This is a genomic window from Enterococcus sp. DIV0213h (assembly GCF_051711285.1).
GTDB classification, from domain to species: Bacteria; Bacillota; Bacilli; order Lactobacillales; family Enterococcaceae; genus Enterococcus_D; species Enterococcus_D casseliflavus.
This window is the reverse complement of record NZ_JBIOMH010000001.1, coordinates 894343-912421: the sequence shown is the minus strand read 5'-3', so window position 1 is coordinate 912421 and position 18079 is coordinate 894343. Positions and strand designations below refer to the sequence as shown.

The 18079-nt window shown below is 38.8% G+C and carries 10 protein-coding genes; all 10 read right to left on the bottom strand.

The window, feature by feature from the left end:
- Positions 1-48: 48 nt before the first annotated feature.
- The 10 genes from IGI77_RS04190 to IGI77_RS04145 all read right to left on the bottom strand — a co-directional run bounded on the left by IGI77_RS04190 (position 49) and on the right by IGI77_RS04145 (position 17686).
- Complete coding sequence (locus IGI77_RS04190; protein ID WP_438769540.1) at positions 49-3198, bottom strand: immunoglobulin-like domain-containing protein; 3150 nt, start codon at positions 3196-3198, stop codon at positions 49-51.
- Positions 3199-4732: 1534 nt separating this feature from the next.
- Entirely contained in the window at positions 4733-4963 is a 231-nt protein-coding gene (locus tag IGI77_RS04185; protein ID WP_429966830.1) for a transposase, read from the bottom strand.
- A 194-nt stretch (positions 4964-5157) separates the two neighbouring features.
- Positions 5158-5829 (bottom strand): hypothetical protein, encoded by a 672-nt coding sequence (locus tag IGI77_RS04180; protein WP_429966780.1) that lies wholly within the window; start codon positions 5827-5829, stop codon positions 5158-5160.
- A gap of 471 nt (positions 5830-6300) precedes the next feature.
- Complete coding sequence (locus tag IGI77_RS04175; RefSeq protein ID WP_429966779.1) at positions 6301-8973, bottom strand: WxL domain-containing protein; 2673 nt, start codon at positions 8971-8973, stop codon at positions 6301-6303.
- 605 nt (positions 8974-9578) lie between these two features.
- A complete protein-coding gene (locus IGI77_RS04170) occupies positions 9579-9929 on the bottom strand; it encodes a DUF7006 family protein (RefSeq protein WP_429968286.1) in 351 nt (116 codons plus the stop codon).
- Between the two features lie 22 nt (positions 9930-9951).
- Positions 9952-11430, bottom strand: a complete 1479-nt coding sequence (locus IGI77_RS04165) for a helix-turn-helix domain-containing protein (RefSeq protein WP_438769539.1) — start codon at positions 11428-11430, stop codon at positions 9952-9954.
- A 315-nt stretch (positions 11431-11745) separates the two neighbouring features.
- Positions 11746-15405, bottom strand: a complete 3660-nt coding sequence (locus IGI77_RS04160; RefSeq protein WP_438769538.1) for a WxL domain-containing protein — start codon at positions 15403-15405, stop codon at positions 11746-11748.
- Between the two features lie 15 nt (positions 15406-15420).
- Positions 15421-16461 (bottom strand): DUF916 and DUF3324 domain-containing protein, encoded by a 1041-nt coding sequence (locus IGI77_RS04155; protein ID WP_438769537.1) that lies wholly within the window; start codon positions 16459-16461, stop codon positions 15421-15423.
- A gap of 89 nt (positions 16462-16550) precedes the next feature.
- On the bottom strand, positions 16551-17354 hold the full coding sequence (locus tag IGI77_RS04150; protein WP_429968325.1) for a WxL domain-containing protein: 804 nt from the start codon (positions 17352-17354) through the stop codon (positions 16551-16553).
- Positions 17354-17686 (bottom strand): LPXTG cell wall anchor domain-containing protein, encoded by a 333-nt coding sequence (locus tag IGI77_RS04145; protein WP_429968301.1) that lies wholly within the window; start codon positions 17684-17686, stop codon positions 17354-17356. Before IGI77_RS04145 ends, IGI77_RS04150 begins: the two co-directional genes overlap by 1 nt.
- Positions 17687-18079 lie beyond the last annotated feature (393 nt).

The window sequence follows — 18079 nt, the reverse complement described above, 5'->3', positions numbered from 1 at the left end:
GACACTTGCAACAGGCAAGGTACAAGGGTCTCTCGTAATTTCTGGTTCTTATTCTATGATCGAAACGGTTGCTTGTGCGATCTCTTGTGTACATAAATTAGAAAAGCGATGCAATGCATAGATCGTCATCTGGCTGTCTTTCGTCACACTGTTGGCTTGTTCTTGATTCAAGTAGGCGGTAAAGGTCCCATCCGCAAAACAACTTACCCACAGAATCATGCCATCAATTTCAAGTCGACCAAAGTTGATATCATCTCCTGTATAGGTACCCGTAACGATTCGATTCCCCAGCTTGTATGGGTTTGGTGTAATCGTGCCAGTAAATTCCTTGTCGATAGTGACGACACTGCGGTCCAATTCGGTGTCCACCGGACGGCCACTAACAACCTCCCGATGGTAAGCAACCAATTCAACTGTTTTCGCATCGCGAATCAAATTACGTGTATCTTGATTGACAAAGTAAGTAAAGGTCTGGCTCGCTGCGTCAAAGGTACCGCCCCATGAAATTGAACGCCCATCAACGATCAAGTTGGCGATATTCACATCACCCGTAAAGGTTCCGGTAATTTCACTCTCTGTCACTTTGAAGGCTGCTGGTTGAATTGAGCCAGCTGCTTTGGCGATTTCAATCGGCTGCAACACCAGCTTATGATCAATCGTTTGTCCATCGACTGTTTCACGATGGTAGGTTTGTAATTCAACTTTCGCTGCTGTTCTGATCTGGTCTCTAAATTGTGCGTGAACAAAGAATTCAAAGCGGCCAGTCTCTTTATTAAATGTGCCACCCCAGTTCCCTACAGACTGTCCATCAATCACCAAGTTGGCAAAATTGATATCTCCCGTAAAGGTTCCCGTGATCGTGGTATCGGTGTAACTGTATTTATCTGGTGTGATCGTCCCTTGAAGCTGGTCAATAACCGATACTTCTTTGGTTTCTAGCACTTCGATAGCTTCTGTGTTGCCGTTGATTTGACGATTCAACGCTTGAATCTCAACTTTGTCGCTGGCTTTGATTCCAAGGTTCGCTACATAAAACGAGAAGGTGCCATCCGCATTGAAGGTACCACCCCATGCATTAGAAGGCGTGCCATTGATCACTAAACGGGCAAAGTTGACATCACCCGTAAAGGTCCCTGTAATCATTGTTTCGCCAACCCGATATTGATCTGGTGTGATCGTACCAGCCAAATCTCTAGTTAATTCAACGGTTGTCCGATCAAGTACCTTGCCATATTGATCCAAGGCTTCGATTTCTACGACATCATCTACGGATTGGATGCGATTGCCGATAAAGAATTCAAACGAACCATCAGCAAAATTCCCACCACGAACGGATGATCCATTGACATACACACGGGCAGATGCAACATCACCGGTATACGTCCCTCTCAGGAATTGATCGGCCGAAGAAACATTGTAGCTTGCTGGTGTGATCGTGCCTTCGGTGTTTGCTGGATCAGTGACAACGATCGTTGAAGCAATATTTGATTGCAATCCATCGATGCTGGCTTGCGCAGTAATAATGGTTCCAGCTGTTTGCGGATCAATCTCTACTGCAAACTTTCCATCACTACCGACAGTGGCATTTTTGGTTTCATCACCAATTGTGATTTCTACCTGCGCATTGGGTTCGGCTGTTCCACTAACAGTCGTGTCTGTAGTTTTCACTTCATTCAACATAGTTTCGGCGATCGTTGCTCGCTCAACAATGGTTTCGGCAATATTTGAAGAAATACCATTCAAGGTTGCTTGAGCAGTGACTACGGTACCTGCTGGTTGTTTTTCAATCGTCAACGAATAGATGCCATCACTGCCAACGCGTCCATTTGCAATCACGGTATCACCAGCTTTGATCGTGATCTCCGCATTTGGCTCAGCGGTTCCCGTCACACTTGTGGAGTCTGTATTTAGTTTAGAAATCGTTGTTTCATCAATTCCTTCTCTAATAACGGTTGTTTCGGCAATGTTTGATTCGATATCGCCTAGCCTTGCTTGCGCAGTAACCACGGTACCCGCTTGTTGCGTTTCAATCGTTAGGCTATACTTGCCATCGCTACCTACACGTCCATTCGCAATGATTGTATTGCCTGCTTTGATCGTAATCTCAGCGTTTGGCTCAGCAGCTCCTGTAACACTTGTTGAATTAGTGTTTAGCTCAGAAATCGTTGTTTCAGATATTGAATTTCTTTCAACAGTTGTTTGTGCAATATTTGAAGAAATACCATTCAAAATTGCTTGGGCGGTAACTACCGTGCCAACCTCTTGAGGTGGAATGGTAATTTCATATTGACCATTGTTATTGGCAGATCCTGAACCAATTTCTGTATCGCCAACTTTAATTGATAAAGTTGAATTAGGTTCGGCATTACCATTTACTAAAATAGAACTAGTTGTTAGTGGATTTATTGTTGTCTCCATGATCTCTGGTTTAGGAAGAACTCTAATTACTCTCGTAATTGTGGAACTGCGATTATGAATATCTGTTACAGAATATGTCAAATTATAATTACCAACTGTATTAACATCTACCTGTCCAGTTATTCTGATTTGATTTGTAATGTTTTCACCTCTGAAATCTGTGGCAGTTACACCTTCCATGGGATCAAAAGTCGTACCTTGAGGGATTTCACGCGTAGTAGCCCCAGATATTCTTGGTACTGTAGTATTTACGTTAGACACTGGAACCGTGTATCTAGTAGAATCTATTCTTAAATTCAGAACACAATGTAAGGATAATTCAAATACATCTCCTGCCCAAACATCATTATTTCCGAAGTAAAAGTCAGCATAACCTGTTTGATTGATAATGCCACTAAATACACGTAAAGATGTAGAACGTCTTGAGATAACTCGACCATTTCTGATTTGTTGATAAGTCACAGAGTCTCCAACACGATGATTGCTAGTCATCGCTCTTAAGTTTCCATTGTTATAACTAACAGACCGAAAATTGTTAGTTATCAAATTTGATGGATTGACTTCTTCAGAATAAGAGATTAATTCACTGTTCTGATTTTGATCTGCTTCAGAAGATGCACTATTAAACCTTTCAAAAGAAGATTCATTTGCTAAAGAATTTTGATCCTCAGGATAATTTGTTCTTGCGTCACTCGCACCAACAGATACTGGTAATGTAGTTAATGTTAGCTGACTAATCAACAATAAGCCGATTGTTTTTTTCCCAAAATTTTTACTCATATTTAGCTCCTTTTCTCTATTTTCTACTATCAAAATAATCTTTTTTCTTATATCCTTTCCTTTTAATATATCTTCAACTTAAAAATATTTATTTTTAAGTTAAATTATTAATTTAATGTTTAAAATATCAAAAATTTCAAAACATGTTAATAGCTAAGGATCAATCGGTTTTTTCTTTTATATCTTATACATTATAAAAATCTTCGGAAAATGAGTAATCTAAATTTGCACGTCAAAGTGAAAATTTAGAAAAAAAAGTTATTGAAATAATTATTAATAATTCGAAAAACTTTATCAAACGGGGAATAAAAAAAAAAAAAAATACCAAAAATAGTTACTTTTTATATTTAATCCAATAGAATGTGCTGTATATTATATTATTTAAAAGCTCACTTCACTTAGTATGTATAACCATTAACATTTAAGTTATATACTTTATTTAAATAACATTATCCGATGTATACTTTGATTATTTTAAAACCTCCAAATTAATTAATAGTTATTAAAAAAACACTACAAAATCTAGAAAAAACTACAAATCTTCAGGCTTCTGATACATTGAATCATCTATATTTTTAAATTGTATTATGGAAACTTGCTAATAACTAACCTACTGCCATAGAAAAAGATAGAAAAAAAGAGTCCTTTCACACCTTTAAGAAACTGAATTTCTTCTTCATCTTCTAAACTTAATAGTTCCCATCTAAAGTACCCCATTAGAGTCTTAATCTGTGTATCAATAGCTGATAACAATCGGACAACCTGAAAAGTATCCAGATTTTCGACTATTTCAAGAATTCACTTAATTGATAGTAATTACCCAGTCACTTTCGAATGATCAAAGGCGCCTTTTCCAACAGGGCATGATTGAATACTTAAAGATATGGAGAGAAAAAAGTGTCCCATAGATATTTTGGTTAAAAAAATAATATATGCTCGAAAAATAGTTATTACAGTATTTATACTGCGTACATTTTGTGAATTACCACCACTTAGTTCAGTGGTAACCTTATGAAATGATGTATGAGGTTATGCTACTCAGCCTCCCTACTGTGAATGCAACCATAGTAAATTCAGACACATCAAAATTAATATAACTATTAGAAGGAGAGATTATGACAGGCTGATTTGAATAAGGTAATCTCCTTGAGTTTGATTTTTATCTGAGATTTTTTATATTTAAAGTTCCCCCAGAACTTAGCTCAACAACAGAAGAATTTATTGTTGCAGTATTTCGAAAATATGGATACCTTTGAATGGAAAAACTTCCTGACAAATTAGTATCATGTCCTTGAATATCTAAAAATTAATACATCATTTGCATCACACAATGTTTTTAAATCCATTGCGAAAGCATAATTTACGCCCATTACTAAGATTTCTCAAGAATTGTAAAAGTCGATAGTCTGTAAATAATAAATAGTAGAAAAGGGGGCGTGACATAAGTTAACTGGTTATACTCTTCAAAAATATGGAGCAATCGAAAATCAGGTGATTTTTCGATTGCTCCTTTTTTCTATTCATTTTTAGTAGATCAAATCCCTATTTTTGTCAATTTGATCATATTGATTGCCATAATGATTAAGCCCGTCTGCTTACTGACTTTTTCTAAGCACCGAACCGTGTATCGAGTGAAACCCAAACAAGCCTTCATAAATCCGAAGACTGTTTCCACGTCGATCTTTCTTAACCCATATATTTTTTTAGTTTCAGGCGTTGATAAATGTTCTTTTTGTTTTTTCTTTATGGTACTCCCAAGATGGATTTGCAGTGATCTTTCTCAGAATCCCTTTTTACGTCGATGTAAAAGACCTCTTTGGGCTTGTAAACCCAATTCATTACTTTCCGGTCATCTGTCTGCCATTTCTTGCTTTGTTCTTTAAACATCTTTCCATAAGAAATCAGTGCAGTATGCTGGGGAAGTTCGTCTTCTAAATGGAGGTAATTGCTTTGTGAACCTCAGCCTGCATCGGCGACCAAATAATGAGGTAGCTTTTGTGCGATCTTTATTTTTTCTAGTAATGGCTTCAGTGTCTTAGTGTCTGTTGGGTTTTGAAAGACATCGTAACCGAGTACAAATTGATTACAAGTAGCGATCTGCAGGTTATACGCAGGCTTAATTTGGCCATTTTTCATAAGGTCTTCTTTTATGCGCATGAATGTCGCATCATGATCAGTTTTTGAATAACTGTTTCTTGTCCCATAAGTAGAAAACTGCGTTTGATGTTCCAGAAGTTTTTCTCGCTTTGTATTTAATTTGCGTACTTGGCTTTTCAACGTTCGCCGTTGTTGTTTCGCTGGATTTGGCGAAAGATGTTTCGTTGCCTCAACTTCTTTTTCTAGTTCTTCCAGACGTAGTTCCATCCGTGTCAACAGTTCATCTATCATGTCTACGGTCAAGGTCGTCCCTTCGGGAATCTGTTTCAGGGCATAGGCTTCTCTTAGTTCAGTCATCATAGTAAGCAGCTTTTCGCGATTCATTTGATCGAACCGAATCGTATTTTTCTTCCAGACAAAACTGTACTTATTCGCATCCGCCAAGATTTTTGTACCGTCAATAAACAACGCATCATCAATCAGATTCCGTGCACGCAGATACTCTGTCAACTGATCTAAGCCTTTATTAGTCAATTCCTGCACATCGTTAGATACACAAAAACGGGCGATGGTTCGATAAGTTGGAACCCGTTCTTGCGTAAACCAGCGAGCATATAGGTTTTCTTCAGCTAAACGTTCAATCTTGCGACTTGTAAAGGCTTCTCGCGTATCCGCAAAAAAACAACTTCATCATGGCACCTAATTCATATTCTCTTGGTCGCCCCAAAAGATAGGATTCATTAATCTGAAGCGCTTCGACCAGATCTTTGATAAAAATGGTGACAAGATTTTCTTTTGGAGAAAATGAAGTAGATAGATCCAAAGTGAGTTGATTCATGTTATAATTAGTATACATTTTGCTTAGTCCTTTCAGGATTAGATGACGGGGCATTGGCGGCAACCGGTGCTCCTTTTTTATTTAACTAAAAAAACCGCAAGAAATGAACGATTTCTCGTCATTTCTTGCGGTTTTCTTCTATGGGCTTATATCTCAGTCCGTTTTGTTTAATTGCCAGGAACGGTACTTAACTCCCAGATTAGGGTAGAAGAATAGGTAATAGCTTCTGAATTAGCCCCTCTTGGTATTTCCAGTGCAACACTTTCGCCTGCCGTCTTTCCATCGCCAAAACGATAGATCCATGTCCCTTTTCCTTCATTATCTTGTGCTTGGAGCAGCGTTTGTCGATTCCCGGGAACTAAGGTGCAAGATACGGATTGTAGGCCAGGTGCTATATCTCCTTGTGCAGTAATGACTTGTTGGTTTAATAGACTCAAACTAGCGCCATTAAGCACTTGATTTTCTTCACCATTGAATTGCTCTTTTTGAGTGACCGCTAGTGTCCATCCGTTACGTTCGTTCTCTGAACGTCGATCACTGATCTGAACATAGTTCGGTCGTTTTTCCTTCTCATTTACTGTGCCCTCTTCATTCAGTAAACGTTGCGGTTTGGCATAATAGGTTTGGTCATGAACCGAAATGGCTTGTGAACCAAAGTTAAATGAAGAAACAAAGTCAATACTCAACATCCCTTGATCTTCAGACAGATCTGGCTTATTTTCTGGTTCAACTTCGATTTCCGGATTAATTGGGTCGACTGGGTTTGGAACCGCACGGGCTTCAAAAATAGCTTGAATAATTGTATCGCTACTTCCCATGGTAATGTCTGTGTCTTCAGCTGCCTCATCTTCGATCACACTTCCTTCTCCAGAAACAACTTTCCACCGAACAAACATATACTCTTCAGCTGGGTTTGCATTAATCGTAGTTGTACCACCTTGTACGATAGATGCAGATCCAGTTGCTGGATTCCCTCCGGTTACAGGAGATGCAGTCAACTGTAAGTTATATTGTTGTTCTTCTGATACAGAGAAGCTTACCTCATATTCTAGCATAAACGATTTATCATCAACTGTTTGGGTTGCAGCAATAACACCTCTTTTATTACTTCCGCTCGTATTTGTTGAATCGTAGCTCAGAAACTTATACTCAAATTGTCCTTTCTCTACATCTGAGAAGTCAGAATGATAGGTAAAGAACGATTTTGCTAGCTCATTCATTTGGCTTTCTGTTGCCCCAAACGGAACTGATATATTCGAATGTGCAGTTAATTGATTCACTCTCAACAAATGGTACCCACCTTTTGTCAGCATGTAATAAGCTTCGTTAAACGTCCCAATTTCTGATATAAGTGCTTCATTACGAGCAATTCTTAAAGAGGTATTTGTAATATTTGATCCTGGGCTATCTCTTGCAAAGACTCTTGCGCGAACAACATCTCCATACTGTACTGTTTCATTTGAATTAAGTCGTGTGTTCCATGTATTAATCAACGTACGCTTTGATTGATATACAGTATCCGTTGTTAGCCCTAGTATGAAACCGTTAATATCTCTATGGTAAAATTCAAAGTTTCCACGCCTAAATGTTTGATTTCCACCTAAATTAGTTGTAACTTCGCCAAAACTAGCTTGTAGATATGGCGATTCTCCGTCTGTTAATAGACTTAATGAAATTCCAGTTTGGCTTGAATTATGATCCAATATTCCTAGGCTATTCTCCCAAGTTACCTGATAAGAAACATCGGTTTCTTCTGAAATACCTTCTGCACTCACCTTAAGTCGAGTCTCTTTAGTCCCAATACTTGATGTATCTAAAGAACCAATTAATTCCACTTGATAGTCATCTAAATTTATATTACCTATTTTTACTGATTCGATAAACTTTGTATAATCAAATTTTTCGCTATGCTGTGCTAAAGGAATGCTTGGTACTTGCGAATTTACGGTAAGTACAGGTTTGATGTTAGCGCTATGAAGGATAGTATGGGCTCCAGCCATTCGAAAACCTATCGATGTCTGGTTAGATGTTGCAGTAAATCTAAGGGAGTATGTCCCGACATCAGAGTTAACAGTATAAAAATGGCTTCCTAGCTGACCCGAAGGGCCAGCTAATACCCCTACACCATTGTAGGCAGTCATGGTTAAGATCCCGTCTGTCGATGTTCCTCCAGCTTGAGCATTAACGGTAACTTCATACGTATACCCTGCCTTAGTTTGAATAGTTTGACCAACTATTAAGGTTCGAGAACCACTTGTACGATTAACTGATAGTAAATTATCTCCACCTATTCGAAAACTAGAATCACTCAACCGGTACCACTCTTCGGATTCCACGGTTTGTGAAATAGTTAGATCTCTCCGAAGTCCATTAACAACAGCCCCAGCAGAAACTAGCTCCCAGTTAGGTATTCTCGTCTCTACACCCTGTTCAAAAATAAAATTGGGATTTGATATAAGATTTTTAGTATTATCAGAAATATTTAGTACTGTATCTTTAGTCTGTACCTGTCCTTCTTCATTTGAATCATATATATCCTCTATAAAATTACCCTCATCACGTGAAGAATAATTTTCTTCTAGAACTACTTCATTTGAATTTCCGCTCTCATCCGTGTTCTCAGAATTTGCTGGCTGATTGATAGCTTCTTCCTGTTCTGAAAGAGAAATGCCCTCTTCAATAGTGCTTTCTGAGGGTGCTTCATCTGCATATGCTTTCTGCGTTTTTTCTGTTGTCTCTACAGTCTTCGCATAAACAACACACATCGGTAAAATGAATGTCTGAACCGTCAATAATAGAAGAACCAGATAGGCAGGAATTTTTTGTCTTTGTTTTCCCATAAGTTACTACTCCCTAGCAATTTGCTTAATTTATTTGCGTCTTTGATAAAGAAAAACTACAGTATGTATCTTTTTTAGTATTTCATATCCCTCATCCTATAATCTTTCTTTAATGTCTCAAAAATCTGTGTTTTTTTAGATTGATCATTACTTATGTCTGTAAAATCTAAGAAACCCTAATTTAACAACAGTTATTTTGACATTCGACTTGTTCGAATGTCTTTTTTCTGTAAACCCAAAACGAATTTTTTTAATACACGAAAAAAATAAGGTTCAATGAAGCACCTTTATTGCATCTCCTAGATTAACAGATTCTCTATTAAATGAATAATCTAAATTTTCACTTCGATGTGCAAATTTAGAGCAATGGACATAAAAAAAGAAGGATCAAAAACTATTAAGTTTCTAAAATCCCAAAAGAGGTATCATTATACTCATTAATCTAAATTTTAAATGACCGTTGCTTTTTTTGCGCGTTTATGAACACTAAAATAGAGTCCTCCGTATCACTTTATGATGAACGAATTTCAAAAAGCCCAATCAGAAGCTGCTTAGCTTTTGATTGGACTTTGCCTTTTTGATATTAGTTGTTCAATGAAAAGGGATCACATCACATTGAATATCATCGAATGTTTTGTTTCCATACTTAGATCATACCCGCATAGTTCTTTGAAATAGGTCTGATAATCTGTTTCCACTATTCGCAAGATATCTTCACTTGAAAAATCTTCAAAATTGATCAACTCAGCCACTAAACTGATCTTCGCATCGATCCCTAAAATCTTTGGCCAAACTTCCCAGAAATTCCGACTAGAAATTTGGTCTACTAAGGTATTCAAACGGCGAATCTGATCAGTCAAATAGTCTTTCAGGACGGTGCTTTCTCGTTTCTCGATTGCTTCAAAGGTGCGTTGAAACCCCTGAAGATAGTCTTGTTTGGTAGTAAACACGGTCATAATGCGTTCTCCTCCTTTTTGTTTAAAATGAAAGCTGATCCGTCAATGGATTCAATTGGTGTTTGACCATTGTCCAATCTTTGGTTGTCGGCTGACTATTGATCAGCACATAGTCTGTTTCTAGACTATCGTCCGAAAGATAGGGGCGATAGTTCGTCACGATCAGATCGATCTTTTCGTTATTTAATTGTTCCGGTAGAAATTCCTGTAACTTTACAAACAGTAAGTGATGGTGGTCCCCTAGCTGTTCACGGGCCTCTATTCGAATCGATTGAACCACTAAGTAGTCACCCTCCAATAAAAACAAAATTTGTTTGACGGGTTGATAATAACGAAAGACCATATCCATGTATAAGGTAAAACTCGCCGCCACGTCTTCAAAGATACTGGAAGAAATCGGAAGGGCCTTTGAATGGGTTGACAAGAAGTGAGTATTGATTTTATGGATCTGACTGTGTTTTTTTTCTACCATGTCATGTACTTCTTTTAACTCTTTATTCAATAGTGGACTCAAGGCTTCATTCACCAAACGTGACACAAAAAATGATGTCATAAAGTGCCCGAGTATGTCTGTATCCCATTGCTCAAAAAATGGATCTGACAAATACGCTGAAACGACCTCCTCAAGCCCTGCCCAACAGTTGAACCGTTGGCCAAATGTGATTTCCTGATCGGAGCGATCGATCGTTCGCTTGGCAATGATCGAAAGGTGGAGCCATGCAAATTCTTCCTTCGGAAGATAAATATCAAAGTCTTGATTGATCCTATCCTGCAAGGAATAAAGCAATTGAAAGTCCTTTTCTTGATAATCGATCGCCTTCAACCACTTTGGCACCGTGACAAAATGATTGTGTTGGACGCGGATCATGGTGATATACAAGTGATAATAAAAGGCTGAAACCGTCGTCCCTGTGCCCAACTCATACTCACCTAATTGATTGGATAGTTCGTCTAAGACTAATTTGTGCAGGTGCTCTGGTGGCCGAATCGTATGGGGCGTCTGTTCGCTATTGTAATAAAAATCAAAAAAGAACTTTCGGATATCGGCTTCTTTCCCCTGGAAATTGACCGGAGTGAAGGTCAAGCTCAAGCGATATGAGGCCAAGATTGGTTCGATTCTCGCTAGAAATCGACGGAGCGTACTTTCTGCATAACTGTAGTGATGGGCCAATTCAGCCAATGCCACCGGCTGTCCCCAAAAAATAGTGCCGATGATCTCAAAAAGAACTTCATTCTCTAAGAGTGCTTCTTTTTTTTCTTGGTACTTGACGCGGTCTCGTTCATCAAAACGAAACCCCTTGTACAAGGAAAGCAATTCAATGGTTTCACCAAAATAGCTTCTAATTGCTTGAATATCTTTAACCAATGTGCGTTGAGAAATCATTAAGCGTTCGCTAAGTGCCACGATCGTAAAATGATGTTCTCGCTCAATAATCGATAAGATTCGCATCCAGCGACGGGTCTCCGCATTCGTGATAAATGAGAGCTGTAATTCTCGCATAGTATTCCCTCCCTTCTTCACCTCAGTCTTCTTGTTTCCAACGACACGTTTTTCTCATCATACCTTATCGGTTCATTAAGTACGAACAGAACGTCTTTTTTGTCTCGATGATGTCACTTAGCACTTATCAGTAACCGCAAACTGACTTTCGCTGACTGGTCTGTGTTTGAGTTATGGGTTCCCAATTTCTCTTTCCATTAGTATTAGAAGAACAAGATCTTTGGCAATACACACAGATTGGGTACGGAGGCTTTGTCTTTTTTCTATTCTATCTACAATAAAAAGAAAAGAGTGGACACACTTCTCTTCTTCTACCTAGTTATCCGGTACAACACTCAACTCCCATGTGAGGGTCGTTTGATAGGTCGTTGCTCTAGGATCCGCCGATGGCGGCACTTCAAGGGCAACACTTTCTCCTGCACTTTCTCCATCACCAAAACGATAGATCCAAGTCCCTGCGCCTTGGCCGTTGCTTGCGGTCACAAGAGGTATCTTTTGTTCTGGGAGCAAGACAACGCCGTCTTGGTTTTGGAGCATCGGTTCTCCATTTTCTTGGACAGAAGCAAATTGTTGGTTATTCAGCACCAGACGTGCACCTCTAAGTTGATTGCCTTGACGATCCGTAAACTGATTGTTTTGTGTGACCGCTAGTGTCCATCCCTTGCGTTCGTTGTCTGGGCGGCGATCACTGACTTGGATGTAGTTTGGCCGTTCTTCGGCATCATTGAGGGTTCCATCATGATTCAATAAGCGTTGTGGTTGTGCGTAGTAGCGCTTGGTCTGAGCAGAAATGGCTTGTGAACCGAAGGTGAAAGACGAAATAAAATCAATACTCAACAGCCCTTGGTCCTCAGGAAGCTTCGGTTGATTTTCTGGATTCACATCAATTTCTGGATTTAAGGGATCAAGAGGCTTAGGAACCAAAGTTTCTATCTTAGTATTACTTATGTTCGATTCTGCTTTGTAACTTATATCATCGAATCCTTCATCCCAATATTCAATTGTAGCCTTTGCATCAATATCTCCACTTAAATAGTGACTCTTTACCGCCGCTTCAAACCTTAAATTAATTGAGCTAGTATTTTCTAATGTAATATCAGGATTTAAGATCAACTTCCCATCTTCAATTGTTATATCTTTTTCTTTAATATTATGACCATCTAACTGAATTGTTTTATAATCTATGTTTAGATTATCAATTCCTGTGATATATATTTTGTGCCTATCAGATGGAACTCCACCATTATTAGCCATCTCTATATCATAAGCAAGCGTATCCCCAGCTTGTGCTCTTTCCTTATTTACATTAATAGTGATATCTATATTTGATTGTTTTGCAAAATAGATATTATCTAATAAATTCCCCATTGTTAATGACCCACTACTTGAGCGAAGAGCTTCAAAACCAAAATATGTTATTGGTTGGTTTTCGGGTACTTTATATGTTCCAGTATGCAATGTCCATTGTCCTTTATCCGATTTTATATCTCTAATTATTTCTGGTTGCTTTGGAGAACCAATATTTAATCTCATTTCATCTATACCAACTCTACCAGCATGATGAAGGCGCCAGCGCAATATAGTTCCTGGTTCAAAACTAACCAACTGATATAATTCGCCTGGCTCATTCGCAATCAACTCTACAAATTGACGACCTGAGGCCGGTCCAAAAATATTGTGAGCAGGCCCTAGACCAAATTCGATCATTTTATCACTAGCTGTTGTATACCATCCAGGTACTTTTGATTGATGTATAAAGGAAAAATTACTAGTAATGGGAGGTTCTTCAAAATCAGCATTTATCAGATGATCATGGATTTTAACATAGTTATAATTAACAGTCTGTGTTTCTGAGGTAATTGTCCCGTTCGCATTAAAAGGCGGTACCAATAGATAATAACCTGGTATCTCCTTTGATTCTGATTTGTACTCTTTTCCAACTTCTCCCGTAATCGTTTCTGGCTCAATTAAATGATTTCCACTTTTATCTAAATAATTAACCATTACATTCCCTTTTTGTGAAGGAGGCTCTAGCCACTCATCGCGATTTTTGTTTGGATTAAAAATAAGGGTATCATGATGTCGATAATTTTCTGTATACCGAACTGCAAAGTCATTTGGGGAAGAAGTACTTTTTTCTACTTGTGATGCATTTGTTCCTGTAAGTGTTGCAGAGACAGCTCGCCAAGATGCTAATGTTTTTGGAGCTGATATGCTAGAAATCACTGTTGTTCTCATAGTTAGACTATCAACAGATATTTCTACTTTACTTGATGGTGTTGACATGATCGGCGGTCGTACTATGCCATTTGTAGAAGATATAACTGATCGGCTTTTAGTATTAACTAATAGAACGCCTGAACCAGTTAAATAAATTGCATATGCATTGACATTCGCTGTGGCATCTTTAGATTTGCTAGAATGTATCCTCGTATCTCCCAAAATAGTAATATTTTGTCCTCTCACAACTGAAGTAGCTGTACCGGTAATCATATTTACGTCAGCATTATTCAAATTCATAATTCCTGATCCATTATGAATAATTAAAGGCTGGGTTCTTGCATCTCGAGATAATGCTCCTCCGGGGAAATCTATCACGTCGATATTATTTAATGTAAGATTGGCTGCACCATTCATAACTAAACTATGTCCGGAATTCATTAAATTTATAGTTCGTCTACCAGTATTAGTAATGGTAATTGATGAGCTTCTTGCATTTAAAGAATCCCCTAAAATTGAGCTAGAAAATACTATATTTCTATCTAAAATAATAGTACCGGTATTATTATTGTTCCATGCACTTCTAAACTGACTCCAGTTATTTACAGCTGAATAAGACTTAGGCTGTCTAGCGCCTAATTGTTCACCATAAATAGATTGTTCCCATATCCGTTGTTCCTCCATTTCAATTTTTTCTTTTGGTATAGTTAAATGGCTTTCTGAAAAAGATTCTACTATAGACTTTTCAGTTTCATTCTCTTCTTTATGCATTACTTCTACATATATATGCTGAGCGTCATTATCTACACTTAAAAAAAACTGTCCGCTGGATTCGAAAACTATTGGAAGATAGAATTGATTGGTTTCTTTCTCACTTGAAACTTTCCAATATTCACCTCTATCATGAATGATGTTAAATTCTTCAGTAAGATACTCTGTGACAAATGCTGCTTGTTCAGGAATTCTAAAATTCATTTCTTTTGTAGGCTTATCACTTGAAACTCGAACCATGAATGGTTGATTTATTGATATCTTGATTGTTTCCAAATTAAACCAAAAATGATTAACAGGTTCTTCGTTTAACTCAGTAAAATTATTTAATTGATTTTTCCTCATTGGTTCGTCCACTCGTGACGCCTCATCGGTCTCTTCCTCATCTGTTTGTTCATTCTCTTGCTCTTTTTCTATTCCATTTTCTTCTTTTAATTCCTCTTCTCCAACTGGATCATTCTCGGACAATTCCATTTCTTCGACCGGGACTTCCTCATCAGTCTCTTCTTTCTCACTGATTTCAAGATGAGCCGTCGTTTCTTCCACCGACAATTCATAGATTCCAGCTTTTTCAACTACTAGAGGAAGGACAAATGTATTTTGCGCACGCTTTGACTGAACGATCCATTCGTTAGACTGCGCTCCTTCCTCAACTGAGATTCCTGTTGATAATTGATCTTTTAGGAGCATTGCTTCTTCTGGTAAGAATACTCGTACTTCAGACACTTCGTGATCAGAAAAGAATGTCACTTGAAGGGGGGCTTCTGCTGTTCCTTGCATTCGAGAACGAGTAAAGAAAAAACGCGGTTCACTGATCTGTTCTTCCTCCAGATAGTTTTTCATTAGTGGTAGTTCCACTAATTCTTGTTCCTCAGTGTCCATCGTTGTCTCTGCGTAGACCATGCTGACAGGCATGCATACAGATTGGATTAACAAAATGGTCGTCCCTAACACAAGCATCGGTCGTCTCAATCTCGTGGTCATTTCATTCACTCCTTCTTACTGTTCTTGCTCGTTTGCTCTTGCTTTCTTCTTTTGAATCAGTAGATACAAAATGACGCCAAGTAAAAGAATAACCAAGACGATTGAACCAATCATCCACCAATTCGCATGATTGTCGATCATCACATCTTCTCGGTTCAATTTACGGGCATCGTCGGCATCGATTGTAAATTCTCGTGTCCAAGACCATTCGTTTTCTCCGGACTTTGCCGTTAGGTCTAATACATAGGTTCCGCTGCGAAAACGATCTCCTTCTAACGAAATTGGAAAGTTGAAGTTCGAATTCGGTGCCATCTGCATCATTTCTTTACTGGCCTCATAAAGAACGTCGTTCTCTCCGGCACGTTTGACCGTCGCTTCCACTTCCAAGCGATTCACAAAGGCTGGCGTAAAGTTTTGTAAATTCGCACTGATCACATTCCGATAGTTCAACTGATCCGCAAAGACATCCAACAGTTCTAATTCTGGTTCTACAGAATCGCTGGTATTGCTGACGACTACCCCGATCACGTGGGCAAATTCATTTTTGATGGCGACCCCTTCCCCTTCTGGCGTCTCACTTTCTTCCGCTTCTTTTATTTCAGCGATTCGTAATCCGCCGGCTAAATACCCTTCAAAGGCATCTTTAGGCATCTGTAAAGGAATTTCTATGGTTTTTGTTTCTTTTCCTGATAAGGTAATGACCTCCGAAGGGGTCATCAGTTCATCCAAAGAATGGATCAAGGTCGGGTCTGCTACATTGGCATCTTTGCCATACTCGACATTCCCTAAAGTATTGGTGTAAGCAGTATGCGGCGTTACCTGAACAGTGATTGGTTCTGAACTGGAATTGCCGACTTTCAGCTTCAAGGTCTCTTTTTGACCAGGCGCAAGTAACAGCTCGTAATACCCTTTGCTTTCATCTACTTGGCTTTCTGGAAAAAGTGGGGTCACGTGTGTATTTAAGGCAGTTTCTTCTGCTTGGACTGAAACTGGTAAGAAGAAGAAAAATACCGCAAGGAGCCAAAGCCCGTTTTGCATGGCATGTTTATATCTCATTTGTCGTAATCCTTTCTAAAAAAGCAGCGCCACAGAGACCTGCAACGCTGCTAGAGACTAATAGACTGGGAGACGGAACGGGTTACCTCTTACAGTTCATTGTCAGGTGTTTGCCCCAATTCCCATGTCAAGGTAGAGGTATACGTTACCGCATCTTTGGCGGTCGAACCTGGTACGAATAGTTGAATCGCCTCATTCTCCACAACAGCTGCGCCGTCTGCTACTTGTTTTGCGATCGCATCATGATCTCCCCAAACAGCAGTAGAGGTACCGGCACCTTTGTTATTAGCAGCCGTCATAATCGGCACGGCATCACTGTTTGGGATCAATTCTAACCCGCTTGCATGAATGGTCGGTGCTTGCTCATTATTATCGATACTGTAACGTAGGGTCGGATCAAATAACGTGATTTTTGCGCCTTTTAATACATTATTTAGTGTATTCGTAGGTGCTTGGAATTCCGTTAGACTTACACGTAACGCCCACCCTTCATTGGTACCGCGAGTATCTTGGACTTGTGCCAAACTTACATAAGGAACTTTATTTTCTTCCCCTGACGTCCCTGTTTTTTGTTGTCTTTCAGCGACCATGTTATAATGCTCATCTGTGGTTGAGATAATTTGTGAACCGAAGTTCATGGTTGGCACAGTTGCGATCGTTAAAGGTCCTTTGTTTTCTCCATCCGGACCAGTGATTGGCGGAATGGTTACATCTTCCCCATCATCTCCAGGATCAACGACGGTATCGTCATTACCTGGTGTAAAGGTAATTTGCCCCTCTGTCGTTGCTTGACGTACTTCTTGTGATTCTGTTTCTTCAGCGAAGGCTTGTACGCCTCCGGCAAAGATCGTTGTTGATAATGCCGCTACAGTGGCTAAACGGATAAATTTCATCATTCATTTCCTGCTTTCATTCCAATTATTTTTTGTGTTGCTTTTCTTCTTTGGTACTCTACTACCACTAAGGTACCGGCCACTAAGAAACTGCCGACCCAAATAGCAAATGACCCTTCGGTCATATTCGTTTGTGGTAACGAGCCGCCTGGTTTTTGTGGACTGGTGCTTGGGGGTGGATCGGGCGGGCCGATCGGTTTGTACGCCCCGGTAAATCCAATAGATCCCTCTGACTCGACGGATTGGACCTGTGTACCGTCGACGGACAATGGAAATTGAAGTGCAAGAAGCACTGCCAGCATCCCAATCAAACGTCCAATCGTTTTATGCATCTTCCCTCCTCCTTTAAATAGTCGTCTCAAAAATCTTCGCTATTAGATTGATCATTACTCATGTCTGTCAAAACTAAGAAATCCTAAATTAACAACAGTTATTTTGACATTCGACTTGTTCGAGTATCTTTTTTTCTGTAAACCCAAAAACGAAATTTTTAACACATGAGAAAAAACAAATAAGGTTCAATGAAACACCTTTCTTGTATCTCCTAGATTAATGGATTCTCTATTAAATGAATAATCGAAATTTTCACTTCGACGTGCAAATTTAGAAAAATGGACATAAAAAAAGAAGGATCAAAACTTTTAAGTTTCTGACCACATACAATATTTGTCCTAATACTCATAAATCTAAATTTTAATTGAACAATGATTTAGTTATGAGTTTAT

What these genes read in the sequence shown, in the direction of transcription:
- IGI77_RS04190 (WP_438769540.1), bottom strand. Translation starts at nt 3,198, where the DNA reads ATGAGTAAAAATTTTGGGAAAAAAACAATCGGCTTATTGTTGATTAGT.
- IGI77_RS04175 (WP_429966779.1), bottom strand. Translation starts at nt 8,973, where the DNA reads ATGGGAAAACAAAGACAAAAAATTCCTGCCTATCTGGTTCTTCTATTA.
- IGI77_RS04170 (WP_429968286.1), bottom strand. Translation starts at nt 9,929, where the DNA reads ATGACCGTGTTTACTACCAAACAAGACTATCTTCAGGGGTTTCAACGC.
- IGI77_RS04165 (WP_438769539.1), bottom strand. Translation starts at nt 11,430, where the DNA reads ATGCGAGAATTACAGCTCTCATTTATCACGAATGCGGAGACCCGTCGC.
- IGI77_RS04160 (WP_438769538.1), bottom strand. Translation starts at nt 15,405, where the DNA reads ATGACCACGAGATTGAGACGACCGATGCTTGTGTTAGGGACGACCATT.
- IGI77_RS04155 (WP_438769537.1), bottom strand. Translation starts at nt 16,461, where the DNA reads ATGAGATATAAACATGCCATGCAAAACGGGCTTTGGCTCCTTGCGGTA.
- IGI77_RS04150 (WP_429968325.1), bottom strand. Translation starts at nt 17,354, where the DNA reads ATGAAATTTATCCGTTTAGCCACTGTAGCGGCATTATCAACAACGATC.
- IGI77_RS04145 (WP_429968301.1), bottom strand. Translation starts at nt 17,686, where the DNA reads ATGCATAAAACGATTGGACGTTTGATTGGGATGCTGGCAGTGCTTCTT.